The organism is Cognatishimia sp. 1_MG-2023 (assembly GCF_030548175.1).
In the GTDB taxonomy this organism is placed as follows: Bacteria; Pseudomonadota; Alphaproteobacteria; order Rhodobacterales; family Rhodobacteraceae; genus Cognatishimia.
Genome location: NZ_JAUORX010000004.1, coordinates 377,392 through 392,250, shown reverse-complemented (window position 1 = coordinate 392,250; position 14,859 = coordinate 377,392). Strand labels below are relative to the sequence as shown.

The following is a 14,859-nucleotide window of genomic DNA, read 5'->3' as shown; positions in this document are numbered from 1 at the left end:
CGGGGGTCGTCGAGGAATTCGTGGCGAATCCAGATTAGGTCGTCTTCGATTTGATCCGCGAAGGGTACGCCGGGGCGGATGCCTGCGGGACGGCGGCGCGGGCTTCGGCTAGGAAGTCGGCTGGATCGCGGTCTTGGACGTTGATGCCGTAGCTGGCCATTGCCGCGTCTCCGCCAAGGATCGGGTCAAACCACGAAGTTTCTGGGCGGCCATGGCTGCCGTATGCGTTGCCGTCTTTGATAAAGAGCGGCAGGTAGGTGTCGTGGTTGCCCTTGAGCATGGTCCACGGGTGGTTGTCTGCCTTGGCTTGGATCAGCAGATCAAGCACCTGTGCTGAGGCGGGGCCGCGATCAATGTAATCACCCAGAAAGACGATTTCAGCATCTGGCCCGCCATCGCTATGGATACGGTCGAGGGCGGTTTCGAGATGATCGAGGTGCCCGTGGATGTCGCCGATTGCGTAGATTGGGGTGGTCATTTTGGGGCCTAGTTTAAGAGTTGAAACACCGTCAGGAAGAACATGGTTAAGGTTAACAATAGCTGCAGGGCATCATAATTCTTTTTAGGACTATCTTTGAATGCATATGCCATACCCGCAAAAGCAAGGAACGCAGGAAACAAGCCTTTTAACTGATTTTGAGCCCCAAAAATATTTAGGTAAACAACAAAATGGCAAAGGACGAGCATTAGGATCGCTCCTCGGATCGATCTGTCGGTCAGTTCTTTCGTGATGCTCTTTGATCTATAAAAAATCGACAGGGCTCCTCCGAAAATCGTAGAGCCAACTGCGAATTGTTTGGCCGTCACCTGCGGTGCGCCGCCCTCAGTCATGAGCAATACAACTGCACCAAAGTAAAACCCAAGCATCAGAAATATCAGTAAACGATATTGCCACGGCTGGCCTTTGACACTTGGGAAACAGCCAAAGTGCCACATGCCAAGCCCCAACAACACGGAAAACGTAAGACGAATATTCATGTCAGGAAAACTGGTCGGGTTTTCGTAGCGCGTTATCCAAATCACAATGAACATGGCGAATGGCGGAATAAGTATAGTTTTCGCTTTCGCCAGCGGAATTACGTGAAGTGGGCTTGCCATTAAAAATCTCATTCATTCAATGCCCGCACCCTACAACGCAAAATGCCGCCCCGAAAGGGCGGCATTCCGTAGGTTTAGTAAGGTGTTAACCGAAATTAGACGTCAAAACGCAGGGTTTTGATTTGGCGGAATTTGCCGGTGTCTTTCAGTTTGCCCTGAACGTCCGCAGGGACTTCGGCGTCAACGTATAGCAGGGCGATTGCGCCGCCGCCGACTTCGGAACGACCCAATGTGAAGTTCGCGATGTTTACACCGTTTTCACCCAAAGTCTGACCCAGAGTACCGATGATGCCCGGAACGTCTTCGTTGGTGGTGTAGAGCATGTGCTCGCCGATCTCGGCGTCAACGTTGATGCCTTTGATCTGGATGAAGCGTGGCTTGCCATCAGAGAAGACAGTACCCGCAACCGAACGCTCGCGATCAGCCGTGACAACAGTCACTTTGATGTAGCCATCAAATGCGCCTGCTTTGTCTTGGTTGGTTGTGGAAATCTGAATGCCGCGTTCCTTGGCGATCACAGGTGCAGAGACCATGTTCACGTCAGGGTTTGCTTTCTTCATGATACCCGCGATGACAGAGCAGTTCAGTGCTTCGAGGTTCATTTCAGAAACAACACCGTCGTATAGGATGTTGATTGCTGTGATTGGCTCGTCTGTCATCTGACCGGCGAAGGCACCAAGGTGATCCGCCAGTTTGATCCATGGACCCATGATTTTCGCTTCTTCGGCGGTCACGGATGGCATGTTCAGCGCGTTTTCAACGGCACCGGTCAGCAGGTAGTTGGACATCTGCTCTGCGACTTGCAGGGCGACGTTTTCTTGTGCTTCGGTTGTTGCGGCACCGAGGTGCGGTGTGCAGACAACGTTTGGCAGGTTGAAGAGTGCGTTTTCTTTTGCAGGCTCTTCGGCGAAAACGTCGAATGCCGCGCCAGCCACGTGGCCGGATTTTAGCAGTTCTGCGAGTGCCGCTTCGTCAACCAGACCACCGCGGGCACAGTTGATGATGCGCACGCCTTTTTTGGTTTTCGCAAGGTTCTCTGCGGACAAGATGTTTTCTGTCACGCCTGCGATGAATGGGACGTGCAGAGTGATGAAGTCAGAGCGCGCGAGCAGATCATCTAGTTCAACCTTTTCAACGCCCATTTTGTCTGCTTTTTCTTCAGACAAGAACGGGTCAAACGCGATGACTTTCATTTTCAGGCCACGGGCACGGTCGCACACGATGCCACCGATGTTGCCTGCGCCGATCACGCCAAGGGTTTTGTTGGTCAGCTCAACGCCCATGAATTTGGACTTTTCCCATTTGCCAGCGTGTGTGGATTCAGACGCTTCTGGGATTTGACGTGCCACTGCGAACATCATTGCAATCGCGTGTTCTGCGGTTGTGATCATGTTGCCGAATGGCGTGTTCATAACGATCACGCCTTTTTTGGAAGACGCTTCTTTGTCGACGTTGTCAGTACCGATACCCGCGCGGCCAACAACCTTTAGGTTTGTTGCTGCTTCTAGGATGGTCGGTGTGACTTTGGTCGCAGAGCGGATTGCAAGACCATCGTATTGGCCGATGATTTCAGCCAGTTTCTCTTTGTCTTTGCCAAGCTCTGGCATGAAGTCCACGTCGATGCCACGATCGCGGAAGATTTGAACCGCGGTTTCAGACAGTTTGTCGGATACAAGTACTTTAGGGGCCATGGTTTTGGTCCTTTATTTGGGGTCGGGGCGGTGGGGTAAAACCCCACCCTACGATTGTGGAATTTGGTAGGGTGGGGTTCTACCCCACCACCACGTTAAGCTTGTGCTTCGATTTCAGCTTCGAAGGCCCATGCGAGCCATGGCAGCATGGCTTGGATGTCAGCAGTTTCGACAGTACCACCACACCAGATGCGCAGACCTGCTGGCGCGTCACGGTATGCACCGATGTCTAGCGCGATGTTCTCTGCCTCTAGGCGTTTTGCAACGGCTTTGGCGAAGGCTGCACCGTCTTGGATGCGGTCATCTGTGAACTTGAGGCAAACAGAGGTGTTAGAGCGATTTGCATCGTCTTCGGCCAGGTTTGCGATCCAGTCGTTGGCGTCGCAGAAATCAAATACGGCTTGTGCGTTTGCATCGGCGCGGGCGATCAGACCTTTTAGGCCGCCCTCGGAGCGTGCCCAATCCAGAGCGAATAGGTAATCTTCGACAGCCAGCATAGATGGCGTATTGATTGTGGCGCCGGTAAAGATGCCTTCGATCAACTTGCCGCCTTTGGTCATGCGGAAGATTTTTGGCAGAGGCCATGCTGGTGTGTAGCTTTCCAGACGCTCAACAGCGCGTGGAGACAGAACGATCACACCGTGGGCCGCTTCGCCGCCCAGAACTTTTTGCCAAGAGAATGTGGTGACATCCAGTTTGTCCCAATCCAGATCCATCGCGAAGGCCGCTGATGTCGCGTCGCAGATGGTTAGGCCAGTGCGGTTGGCGTCAATCCAATCCGCATTCGGAACGCGAACGCCGGATGTTGTGCCGTTCCAAGTGAAGACAACGTCGTTGTTGAAATCAACAGAAGCAAGATCAACGATCTGGCCATAGTCTGCGATTTTCGCTTCGGCCTCGATTTTCAGCTGTTTGACAACATCTGTCACCCAGCCTGCGCCAAAGGATTCCCATGCCAGCATTTCAACTTTGCGTTCACCCAATAGGGACCACAGAGCCATTTCAACCGCGCCAGTGTCAGACGCAGGAACGATGCCGATTTTGTAATCTGCGGGGATGCCCAGAACTTCGCGGGTGCCTTCGATGGCATCCTTCAGCTTGGCTTTGCCAACAGCTGCGCGGTGGCTGCGACCCAATGGGGCGTCAGCGAGTTTGGACAATTCGAATGTAGGGGGTTTGGCACATGGGCCAGAGGAAAAACGCGGGTTTGCCGGGCGCGCTGCCGGTTGCTGAGTAGCCATTTCTGGTATCCTTACAGATAAATGCCCTTCGTTGGGGAAGGGTGTCCCGCCGCTGCTCTTAGAGAGGTTGGCTGACTCGGGCAACAGGGAAAATGTGGGGATGCGGCGGTTTAACGCTAAAATGCGACGGTGCAGGTTTACGATCGGAAACACGGCCTCAGACTGGTATTTCTGATTTGCCTGCGATAATGGGCCATGGAATTATCGGTCTTTTAGGGAAATCACCCCATGTTTATCGCCACGCTTCTGACCTCTCCTTCCGCACCGTCTTTGGACGCTGCGATTGTTGAAAACCTGCGCAATGCGTGGGGTGGCGGCGAGGCGCAGTGGTTGGCCACTGGCGAAGCGGCGGAGTTTTCTTTGGCGGGCAAGCCTGACAACCAGTGGGATGTCTGGGCAGACCTGCAAAAGCTGGGTGTTGATCTGATCATCCTGCCTGCTGAGGGTCGTAAGAAAAAGATGCTGCTGGCCGACATGGACAGTACGATGATTCAACAGGAATGCATTGATGAGCTGGCGGCAGAGGCAGGCGTTGGGGAGCGTGTGTCAGAGATCACCGCCAAAGCGATGAACGGTGAGCTGGATTTTGAAGGCGCTATTGATGAACGCGTTGGTCTGTTAAAAGACCTGCCCGAAGGCATCATCGACCATGTTCTAAAGACACGGATCGACTTTATGCCGGGCGGCAAGGCTTTGGTGCAAACCATGAAAGCCAATGGCGGTTATGGTGCGCTTGTGTCAGGTGGGTTCACCGCTTTCACAGCGAAGGTTGCGTCAGAACTTGGCTTTGATGAAAACCGCGCGAATACATTGGAAATTGCTAACGGCACCCTGACAGGCAAGGTCGTGCGCCCCATCCTTGGCCGTGAAGCCAAGCTAGAAGCGTTGGATGAGATCACCGCAAAGCTGGGCATCTCTCGCGAAGACGTTCTGGCGGTCGGCGATGGAATGAACGATCTGCTGATGCTGCAAAATGCCGGAGTTGGTGTTGCGCTTCATGGCAAACCAGCGCTGCAAGCGGAATGCGATGTGCGCATCAATCACGGCGACCTGACAGCGCTGCTGTATCTCCAAGGCTACGCCAAAAACGAATTCGCGGCCTAAGTCGTGTTTGAGGTTTCGCTCGACATTCTGCTGATGCTGCTGGCCGCTGGTTTTGCAGCTGGTTTTGTCGACGCGATTGCCGGTGGTGGTGGGTTGATCACGGTTCCGGTTTTGCTGCTGACGGGTGCAAATCCAGTCACGGCCCTGGCCACAAACAAAGTGCAGGGCGTCTTTGGTGCGGCGACGGCGGCGCTATCATATGCGCGCGGCGGGCATGTTGATTTGCGCAGCCAAGCGGTCCCGGCGGTGATTTCATTCTTTGCCTCAATCGCAGGCGCGCTGCTGGTCACGAAACTGCCGACCAATCTGATCATGATCGTTCTGCCGATTGTGCTCGTAGCGATCGCGGTGTTCTTTGCCACCAAGAAGGGGTTGGACGACCGCGACCGCATACGCCGGATGGCCCCGGTTGTGTTTATGGCGACGATGGTGCCTTTGATCGCGGCCTACGATGGGTTGCTTGGCCCCGGGACCGGCAGCTTTTTCATGTTGGCTTTTGTGTCATTGGGCGGCTACGGCATCCTAAAGGCTACGGCCCATACGAAATTGCTGAACTTCGCTTCCAACGCAGGGGCGCTATTGGCTTTTGCTGTGGTGGCCACACCTTGGTGGATGACCGGACTGGCGATGGGTGTCGCGCAAATCTTTGGAGCGCGGCTTGGGGCGAAACTGGCACAACGCATTGGATCGAAACTGATCAAACCGTTGCTTGTGATCACCTCCCTCGCTCTCGCCATAAAGCTGCTGTGGGATATGGTGTAAAACATCCCTGCTTCACCTTTCTAAAAATACTCAAATTCTGATCCATCAAATTTACATCCACGCCCGATTTTAGGCGGCTCGTTACAGCGACTCAGTCTAAGCTGGGGGCATGATGTTTGACTTACCAAATCACGACACGCTGTATGCGGCCCTGTGTAACCGCGATGACACCTATGAAGGGCGCGCTTGGGTGGGGGTTTCCTCGACCGGTATTTTCTGTCGATTGTCCTGCCCTGCCCGCAATCCAAAGCCGGAAAACTGCCAATTTTTCGACTCTGTTGGTGCCTGTATCGAGGCTGGGTTTCGCGCCTGTAAACGCTGCCATCCTTTGGCGCCCATGGCCAAGGCCGAACCGGTGATTGAGCAACTGCTCGCCGCCTTAGAAATCCGCCCAACCTATCGCTGGAGCGAGGGTGACGTGACCCGTATGGGATTAGATGCGTCAACAGTGCGGCGGGCCTTTAAGCGGCATTTTGGGATGACGTTTTTAGAAATGGCGCGGCAACGGCGGTTGCGCGAGGGGTTCACAACCTTGGCCAAGGGTGGTCCCGTGATAGAGGCGCAGTTGGACGCCGGGTTTGAAAGCCCGAGTGCGTTTCGAACGGCTTTTGGTAAGTTGCTTGGCCAAAGCCCCGGCAGTTTTGCGCAAGATGCATTGTTGCGGGCGGACTGTATTGATACGCCTTTGGGACCGATGGTGGCCGTCTGTGACAAGCACGCGCTGCATTTGCTGGAATTCGTAGATCGCAAGGCCTTGCCCGGTTCATTAAAGAAATTACAGACCTATGCCAAAGGATCGCTTGGGTTTGGGCGGTTTGGGATTACGGATCAAGTCGCTGCCGAGCTGGATGCCTTTTTCAGCGGGAATAGTGCCGAATTTCGGGTACCCCTTGCCTATCATGGGTCCGCGTTCACCAAAGACGTTTGGCAGGCGCTGCGCGAAATTCCTGCTGGTGAAACGCGGTCTTATTCGGATATGGCTGGATTGATCGGTCGCCCCTCTTCGGTGCGGGCTGTGGCGCGGGCGAATGGGGCTAATCAGATTGCTTTGATTGTACCCTGTCACCGGGTGATTGGCGCGGATGGTTCTTTGACCGGATACGGCGGGGGATTGTGGCGCAAGCAGCGGCTGATAGAACTTGAACAGGCCTATAGGGATAAATCAGCAGCATGACACAGGCAGAACTGGCGACCGCTTTTGCAGAGATGCACCAAAAGGGAAACCCTTTGGTGCTTTACAACATTTGGGATGCGGGATCGGCGCGGGTGATTGTCGAGGCGGGCGCAAAGGCCGTTGCGACAGGCAGCTGGTCTGTTGCTGCGGCGCAGGGTTTTGACGATGGTGAGCAGATGCCGCTGGAGATCGCCCTGATGACAGCGAACCGCATTTGCAAAACGGTTGATGTGCCGGTGTCTTTGGATTTCGAGGGTGCTTATGCGGTTGGTCCGACTGCGGTTGCGACTAATGTGACACGTGTGCTGAAGCTGGGTGTTGTCGGGATCAACTTTGAGGATCAGATGATCGGCGGCAAGGGGCTGCACAAGCTTGAAGATCACGTGAAACGCATCAAGGCCGCGCGCGAGGCGGCAGAGGCCTTTGGCGTAAAGCTTTTCATCAATGCGCGGACGGATGTGTTCTTGCGGGAGCCAAACCGTGATTGGCATGCGGGTTTGATGCCGCAGGCAATGGAACGCCTGGCGGCCTATGCAGAGGCGGGTGCAAGCGGCCTGTTTGTGCCGGGTCTTGTGGACGGTGAATTGATTGGTCGGATTTGCGAGGAGTATGCGCTGCCGGTGAATGTAATGCGCGTGCCGGATTCGTTGCCTTTGGCGGAATTGAGTGAGCTTGGCGTGTCGCGGATCAGCCATGGGCCAGGGCCGTTTCGCCTGGCGATGCAAGATTTGGCGCTGAGCTATATCGCGGGCATGACCTAAGGTCGCTGGCAATTCCAACACCAGCCCTTATATCTGATCGCAGCAATAAGGACGCAGCGCATGAAAATCGCCTATACCATGACCGAAGGCAAAGGGGACTTGGACCAAGTTCTTTATCGTTTTGCACAGGAACAGCTGGCAAAGGGTGTCGATGTTTGTGGCGTGGTGCAGGTGAATACAGATCGGGATGATTGCCCGCTGTGTGACATGGACGTGCAGGTCTTGCCGGACGGGCCGACCATTCGGATTTCGCAAGATTTGGGACGCGAGGCCAAGGGCTGCCGGCTGGATCCAGAATCGCTGGAGCAATCGGTTGCCGAGGTGAACAAGCGATTGACTGCGGATGTGGCTTTGTTGGTGCTGAATAAGTTCGGCAAACACGAGGCCAATGGGCGCGGCTTTCGCGATACGATTGCGCAAGCTATGGCGCTGGATGTGCCGGTGGTGTGTGGTGTGAACGGTTTGAACCGCGAAGCGTTTGAGGCGTTTTGCGGTGGTATGGCTGAATTCGTTGCGCCAACGCCAGAGGCATTGGCCAATTGGTTTAATCGGTAGACGCGCGGAATCGACCCGAAATAAGCCCAATAATGAACAATCCCGCCGCCACGCAGACAATGCTGGGGCCGGTTGGGGTGTCGTAGATATAGCTCATTCTTAGGCCCAAAACGGCGGCAAGTGCGCCGAGTATGGCCGCGATGACCGCCATGGATTCAGGTGTGCGGGACAGTGGTCGGGCGGCGGCGGCGGGGATGATCAGCATCGCCACAATCAGCAATACGCCGACAACTTTGATCGCCACAGCAACCACAACCGCAAGACAGACCGTTAGGATCATTTGTTCCCGGCGCGGGTCAATGCCACTGGCATTGGCGAGGTCAGCATTTAGGGTTGAGGTAAGCAATGCAGACCAGCGCGCCACCATCAAAGCGACCACAAGCGCGGCACCGATCCAGATGACGGCGAGGTCAGATTTTGACACTGCAAGAATATCGCCAAAGAGATACGCCATGAGATCAAGCCGAACCCCTTGAAGGAAGCTGACAGCGACAAGGCCCAAGGCCAAGGCAGAATGCGCCATCACGCCAAGGAGTGTGTCCATAGCATACCCTTTGCCGGACAGAACCGAAACGGTGACGGCCATGATCAGGGCGACAGCGAGTGCTCCGGTAAAGACCGAAAGAGAAAGTGCCAAAGACAGCGCGATGCCAAGGATGGCAGCGTGGCTGGTGGCATCGCCGAAATAGGCCATGCGCCGCCAAACGACGAAACATCCCAATGGAGCGGCAGCCAAAGCCACGCCAATGCCCGCCAGCGTGGCACGGATTAGGAAATCATCAAGCATGGGTGCAGCCCTCGTGGTCGTCGTGGTCGTGGCTGTGGTCATGGTCGTGGCGGTATAGGGCCAAGGCGCCATGGGTGCCGGTTCCAAACAGCGCGCGGTACTCTGGGGCAGAGGCCACAATATCCGGTGCGCCGTGACAGCAGACATGACCGTTGAGACAGATCACGCGGTCGCTTGCGCTCATGACGACGTGCAGTTCGTGGGAGACCATGAGAACGGCGGCACCTAGGTCTGTGCGCAATTCTTCGATAAGGCGATAGAGGGCGGCCGAACCGGGCTGATCGAGGCCAGTGGTTGGTTCGTCTAGGATCAAAAGCTGTGGCTTTTCCAATAGGGCGCGCGCAAGAAGCACGCGTTGGAATTGACCGCCGGACAGGGCAAACATCTGCTTGTCATGCAGATCGTTTGCGCCAACACGATCTAGGACGCTGTCGATGTCTTGTTTACTGCGACGTATTGGAAGGGATAGGAACCTTTGCACGGTGATTGGAAGCGTTGGATCAATGTGCAGCTTTTGCGGGACGTATCCGATGCGCAACTTCGGTTGGCGCGTGACTTTTCCAGTTTGTGGTTTGACGGCCCCAATGAGTGCCTTGAGCAAGGTCGACTTGCCAGAGCCATTCGGCCCCACAATCGTGACAATCTCGCCTGAATTGATGTGAAAATCCACCTGGCGCAGGGCAATGTGTCCACCCATTGCGACGGTCATGTTTTGCGTTTCGATCAGGCTCATTCAGCGGGGGCCTGACAGTTTGGGCAAAGGCCCTCGGCCTCTATCACTGTGGCCTCGATGGCAAAGCCGATGTCTTTCGCTGCTGCGTTCAGGCCAGCGGCGGGGCGGCTTTCTGTTTCCACAACACGGCTGCAAGAACGGCAGATCATAAAGGCGGGTGCGTGATCCATACCGGGGTGGGCACAGGCGATGTAGGCGTTTAGGCGCTCGATCTTATGGACGAACCCGTTGGCCACGAGAAAGTCGAGGGCGCGGTAGATCACAGGGGGCTGCTTGCCCAAGCCTTCATCAGCGAGGGTTGGCAGGATGTCATAGGCGCCCATGGCCTTGTGTTCACCCAGCAGAATTTCAAGGACGCGTCGGCGCACCGGAGTGAACTGGAGCTTTTCAGCCGCGCAATGCGCTTCGGCCGCGGCAAGCGCATCGCCTACGCAGCTTGAATGATCGTGGTGATCAAAGCCATGAATTGTCATTTTAGCCCCCCGGCAGTTTCGGGGTTGATATAGTATAACATTTAGCCTAAATGCAAGGCCCTGTTACATCATCACACGGAGTTACGGATGTTTTATCGTATTGCGGCAACACTTTCCTTGATCGCGACGACGAGTCACGCAGAGGTTCCACAAGTCGTGACAGACATCGCACCAATCCATTCTTTGGTGACACGTGTGATGCAAGGTGTCGGTGAGCCTGAGCTGATTTTGCCACCGGGTATTTCCCCACACAGCTATGCCATGCGCCCATCCGAGGCGCGCGATTTGCAGGATGCGGATCTGGTGATCTGGATGGGCGAAGACCTGACGCCATGGTTGGAAGACGCCATTGAGAGCCTTGCCGGTGATGCGGAAACATTGGAGTTGCTGCACCTTGAGGGCACGCATCTGCTGGACAGCCGCGAAGAGGCAGTGTTTGGCGATCACCATGACGAAGAAGACGACGATCATGGGCATAATCACGGCCATGATCACGGGCATGACACCCACGATCCGCACGCTTGGCTTGACCCAAAGAATGCCCAGTTTTGGCTAGGTAAGATGGCGGAAAAGCTATCTGAAATCGACCCTAACAATGCTGAACTATACACAGTGAACGCCGCCGCTGCGACATCTGAGATTGATGATCTGACCGAGGTTTTGCGCAAAGACTTGGCGGATTTGACCGAGGCGCGGTTCATCGTGTTTCATGATGCCTATCAGTATTTCGAAAACGCCTTTGGCCTAAAGGCTGTTGGTGCGTTGCAGGTATCTGATGCGACTGCACCAAGTGCTGCGCGTTTGGCCGACATTCAGGCAGAGATTGCAGAACATGGGATAACCTGTGTCTTTGCAGAGCCGCAGTTTAATCCGGGCTTGATTGCGGCAGTGGCCGTTGACGGAGTGAAGTCTGGCGAGCTGGATCCGCTGGGTGCAAATTTGGCACCAGGACCGTCGCATTACTTGGCTTTGCTGCAGCAACTGGTTCAAAGCGCATCGGATTGCTTGAAGTAATTCAAGGTCAGTGTCGCCCGACGGACTCATCCGTGGGAATTGTCGATTGAAGATGTGGCCAATCCTTCATGTCATGATAGGATTGGGTCAAAACAGACAGGCACATCATTCGTGAGACTAATTTGCGTGACCACAGTACGGGACGAAGGCCCGTATCTATTGGAATGGATCGCCCATCATCGGGCAGCCGGTGTGACGGATTTTCTGATCTTTTCCAATGACTGTGACGACGGCACCCATGAGATGCTGAAAGCCCTGCAAATGGCGGGCATCGTGCGGCATGTTCCGCAGCGACGTGAAGCGGGGCAATCCATTCAGTGGCAAGCGCTTAAGGCTGCATGGAAACACAATCTGCTTAGCAAAGCAGATTGGATTCTGGTGTCTGATGTCGATGAGTTCATTAACATCAAAGTCGGCGAGCATCGGTTCGAGGATTTGATCACGGCTAGCTCTCCGGAAGCGGATGCGATTGTGCTGCAATGGCGTTTGTTTGGTCATAATGATGTGGTGGATTTGGTTGATGCGCCGGTGACGCAGCAGTTCACGCGGGCCATCCCAGAAGACGCGCAATATCCCATCGCTGCGACCCTTTGTAAGACACTATTCAAGCCCAATGGCCCGTTTAACATGCTGGGTATTCATCGCCCTAAGCAGAAAGACCTGTCAAAGGCACGGCGCCCAATCATGGTGGATGGTGCCGGGAAGTTCCTACCGCAAGAGTTCGCAATGGCGCAGGGGCGGATCTCATTGTACGGAATGGCACCCGGGCGGAACTTGGCTGAGATAAACCATTATGCGGTGCGATCGGCGATGGCGTTCATGTTAAAGCGCGCGCGAGGATTGCCGAACCGCAAGAAAGAGATCGGATTGAACTACTGGGTTGAGCGAAATTTCAACACGGTGGAAGATCGATCCATTGATGCGATGCGTCCAGCGACTGAGGCGCAGTTGGAGAAACTGCTGGCCCTGCCAGGGCTACGCAAGCTGCATGATCAGGCCGTTGCATGGCATCAGACGCAGTTTGATGCATTGATCTGCGATCCAGACAATCACAAATTGCTAACGCAGATCATCACTGCAGGCAGCAGCGAAGTCGTGCCCAAAAGTTTGCAGAAACGGCTTTTAGCGTGGTATCACCAAGCCCAACAGAGCAGTGAAGATTAAAGCCCGGTTAAGGGCAGAGCAGGTAAAAGGCCTATGCAAACCGCCTTTCGTCACTTTCAAATCGCGCATCAGCGCGTGGGACAAGCTGTCATTCTGGACGCTGTTGAAAACGGTGCCGGTGGGCGGATTTTCTTTACGGCTGGTAGTGACGTTGACGGGTTGGTTCCAGCGGCTGGTACGATCTTTGACAACATGCACACTGTTGGTGACGGGCTGATTGTCGATGCGGTTGGCGTTGATACCCCCACTGTCGAGATTGATGGCGAGCACTGCGATATCGCGCTGTCGCCGCGCCGGCTTGAGTTGCTGGAGGGCCTGAATGTTGGTTTGGCTATTCGCAATGGTCAAAGCGTTGAAATCACGCTGGATTGGCTGCGGTGGCATGTAGAGCACCATGGGATGAACGCCGCGCTGATCGTGGATCGCGCGGAAATGGGCAGTAATAGAGCCTATACGCGTGCTTTGAAAAAGGGCATCGCGCTGATCGCTGGCCTGAAGCAGATTGTTGTTGTTCAATATGATGTGCCGCTAGGTGATCCTGAATTACCTGCTGAACAGCATCCGTTTTGCGCACCTGATGCGCCGGGAAAAGACCGGATGGATATCCCATCCCCTGATCCGATGAAATCGCCGCTAGGTCAGTTGGGATTGTTCGAACTGTTGCGCCATCGGTTTTTGGATAAGGCGCGGGCCGTGGCGCAGCTGGATCTGACGGATTTGTTGGAACAGACCGAGGAAGGGTCTGTTTTTGATCGGGCGGTTCAGGCGCGGAATGGGGTGATCACGCTGATCGGATCCCATTGTTACCCGTGGCGCGTGCGCGATGATGATACATGCCATTTTGCCGATCATATCTGCCGGCAGTTTGATGCGGGCAAGCCGCGCCAACGGTGGTGCATTGCGCCAAGTGTTGCGGGTGAAAAGGCTGTGTGGCGATATGTGCGGATTGCCGGAGTCTCGCCCAGTCACAAGGAACAGGCGACATTTCTACGGTATATGGGGCTACGGCATCCGGTCGAGTCAGTGTCAAAGATCGTGCCAAAGACGTCATTGATTGAGGATGACGGGCTGCTGAATATGGCCGCCAATCATTGGTCGCACAAACCAGTGCGCATGCCGGTGATGAAGTCTCCTAAGGTGAACAAGAATAAGAATTCGGTCACGATCATCACCACGATGAAAAACGAAGGGCCGTTCATCTTGGAATGGATCGCTTATCATCGGGCGATTGGGGTCGATAACTTTCTGGTTTTCACCAATGACTGCACGGATGGCACCGATGACTTTCATGAACTGCTGCAAGCCAAAGGGATTTTGCAGCACCGCGATAACCCGTTTCATGACACGGGGCTGAAACCTCAGCACGCGGCGCTGCAGGCTGGTGAAAAGGAAGACATCATCAAGAACGCTGATTGGGTCATCTGCATGGATGTGGATGAGTTCATTAATGTGAAGACCGGTGATGGCACGTTGAAGGCATTGTTCAAGGCGGTGCCAAAGGCCAACATGATTTCAATGACATGGCGGTTGTTTGGCAATTCAGACATTCACGAATTTACGGACCAGCCGATCATTGGCGACTACACGCGGTGCGCCCATGAAATGACGCGCAAACCGCATCAGGCCTGGGGATTTAAGACCCTATTCCGCAATATTGGGCTGTTTAAAAAGCTGGGCGTTCATCGGCCAAAGGGGTTGAACCCACAGCTTTGGGAACAGATCAACTGGGTGAACGGTTCTGGCAAGGCGATGCCTAAGGAGTTTTTCCGCAATGCATGGCGCAGCACGCAGGAAACGGTGGGCTATGACCTGGTGTGTCTGAACCACTATGCGGTTCGGTCGGCCGAGAGTTTCTTGGTTAAGCGCGACCGCGGGCGGGTGAACCACGTGGACCGTGATCAAGGCCTCGCCTATTGGTTTCGGATGAACCACAACGTTGGCGAAGATACGTCGATCCAACGGATGCTGCCCGCGTTGCAGGTTGAGATGGATAAACTGTTGGCGGACCCAGAGATTAAGGCGATGCACGAACGCTGTGTTGCGGCGCATCGTGAGAAAATCGACGCGCTGAAGGCCACGGACAACTACGCCAAATTCTACCAAGACCTAACAGGCGAGCGAATGGAGCGGCTTTCTAAGTTGCTGCCGCATTTTGGGGCGAACGTGTTTTTGGCGGGGCCAGATGTGGTGCCGGATGAGGTGGCGTTAGAAGACCACCCCGAAGACTATTTCTTTACCGTTGAGCGGCAAGATACGACTGCGCATTAATTCCCCGTGCAAAGGCATAAGAGATTAGAGACAA

Annotated in this window: 15 protein-coding genes; 8 read left to right on the top strand and 7 right to left on the bottom strand. The window is 54.8% G+C overall.

Annotated features, from left to right (window positions below; all coding sequences use genetic code 11):
• Positions 1-34: 34 nt before the first annotated feature.
• The 4 genes from Q4544_RS09610 to Q4544_RS09595 form a co-directional block, all read right to left on the bottom strand.
• Complete coding sequence (locus Q4544_RS09610) at positions 35-478, bottom strand: metallophosphoesterase (protein WP_368411264.1); 444 nt, start codon at positions 476-478, stop codon at positions 35-37.
• 8 nt (positions 479-486) lie between these two features.
• Complete coding sequence (locus tag Q4544_RS09605) at positions 487-1,098, bottom strand: hypothetical protein (RefSeq protein WP_303505702.1); 612 nt, start codon at positions 1,096-1,098, stop codon at positions 487-489.
• A gap of 95 nt (positions 1,099-1,193) precedes the next feature.
• On the bottom strand, positions 1,194-2,789 hold the full coding sequence (serA, locus tag Q4544_RS09600) for a phosphoglycerate dehydrogenase (protein WP_303505699.1): 1,596 nt from the start codon (positions 2,787-2,789) through the stop codon (positions 1,194-1,196).
• A 95-nt stretch (positions 2,790-2,884) separates the two neighbouring features.
• A complete protein-coding gene (locus tag Q4544_RS09595; protein ID WP_303505697.1) occupies positions 2,885-4,030 on the bottom strand; it encodes a phosphoserine transaminase in 1,146 nt (381 codons plus the stop codon).
• Positions 4,031-4,258: 228 nt separating this feature from the next.
• Here Q4544_RS09595 and serB point away from each other — a divergent pair, with 228 nt between their 5' ends.
• From serB to Q4544_RS09570, 5 genes are all read left to right on the top strand, one after another.
• Complete coding sequence (serB, locus tag Q4544_RS09590) at positions 4,259-5,134, top strand: phosphoserine phosphatase SerB (protein WP_303505695.1); 876 nt, start codon at positions 4,259-4,261, stop codon at positions 5,132-5,134.
• A gap of 3 nt (positions 5,135-5,137) precedes the next feature.
• Positions 5,138-5,896, top strand: a complete 759-nt coding sequence (locus Q4544_RS09585) for a TSUP family transporter (RefSeq protein WP_303505694.1) — start codon at positions 5,138-5,140, stop codon at positions 5,894-5,896.
• A gap of 109 nt (positions 5,897-6,005) precedes the next feature.
• Complete coding sequence (locus Q4544_RS09580; protein ID WP_303505692.1) at positions 6,006-7,070, top strand: bifunctional transcriptional activator/DNA repair enzyme AdaA; 1,065 nt, start codon at positions 6,006-6,008, stop codon at positions 7,068-7,070.
• Positions 7,067-7,831 (top strand): isocitrate lyase/phosphoenolpyruvate mutase family protein, encoded by a 765-nt coding sequence (locus Q4544_RS09575; RefSeq protein ID WP_303505691.1) that lies wholly within the window; start codon positions 7,067-7,069, stop codon positions 7,829-7,831. The genes Q4544_RS09580 and Q4544_RS09575 overlap by 4 nt, the downstream gene beginning before the upstream one ends.
• A 60-nt stretch (positions 7,832-7,891) precedes the next feature.
• Entirely contained in the window at positions 7,892-8,386 is a 495-nt protein-coding gene (locus Q4544_RS09570) for a DUF2478 domain-containing protein (RefSeq protein ID WP_303505690.1), read from the top strand.
• On the opposite strand, the gene Q4544_RS09565 is transcribed toward Q4544_RS09570, so the two are convergent.
• The 3 genes from Q4544_RS09565 to Q4544_RS09555 are packed head-to-tail and all read right to left on the bottom strand — an operon-like array spanning position 8,376 to position 10,379.
• Complete coding sequence (locus Q4544_RS09565; RefSeq protein ID WP_303505689.1) at positions 8,376-9,173, bottom strand: iron chelate uptake ABC transporter family permease subunit; 798 nt, start codon at positions 9,171-9,173, stop codon at positions 8,376-8,378. The genes Q4544_RS09570 and Q4544_RS09565 overlap by 11 nt on opposite strands.
• The gene (locus Q4544_RS09560; protein ID WP_303505687.1) at positions 9,166-9,906 is read right to left on the bottom strand and encodes a metal ABC transporter ATP-binding protein; all 741 of its coding nucleotides are present in this window, start codon (positions 9,904-9,906) and stop codon (positions 9,166-9,168) included. Before Q4544_RS09560 ends, Q4544_RS09565 begins: the two co-directional genes overlap by 8 nt.
• Positions 9,903-10,379 (bottom strand): transcriptional repressor, encoded by a 477-nt coding sequence (locus Q4544_RS09555; protein ID WP_303505686.1) that lies wholly within the window; start codon positions 10,377-10,379, stop codon positions 9,903-9,905. The genes Q4544_RS09560 and Q4544_RS09555 overlap by 4 nt, the downstream gene beginning before the upstream one ends.
• An 87-nt stretch (positions 10,380-10,466) precedes the next feature.
• Between Q4544_RS09555 and Q4544_RS09550 the strand changes: the two genes are divergently transcribed.
• The 3 genes from Q4544_RS09550 to Q4544_RS09540 all read left to right on the top strand — a co-directional run bounded on the left by Q4544_RS09550 (position 10,467) and on the right by Q4544_RS09540 (position 14,825).
• Positions 10,467-11,393 (top strand): zinc ABC transporter substrate-binding protein, encoded by a 927-nt coding sequence (locus Q4544_RS09550; protein WP_303505684.1) that lies wholly within the window; start codon positions 10,467-10,469, stop codon positions 11,391-11,393.
• Between the two features lie 126 nt (positions 11,394-11,519).
• A complete protein-coding gene (locus Q4544_RS09545; RefSeq protein ID WP_303505682.1) occupies positions 11,520-12,557 on the top strand; it encodes a glycosyltransferase family 2 protein in 1,038 nt (345 codons plus the stop codon).
• A gap of 33 nt (positions 12,558-12,590) precedes the next feature.
• Positions 12,591-14,825, top strand: coding sequence for a glycosyltransferase family 2 protein (locus tag Q4544_RS09540; RefSeq protein ID WP_303505680.1), 2,235 nt, complete (start codon positions 12,591-12,593; stop codon positions 14,823-14,825).
• The last annotated feature ends 34 nt before the right edge of the window (positions 14,826-14,859 follow it).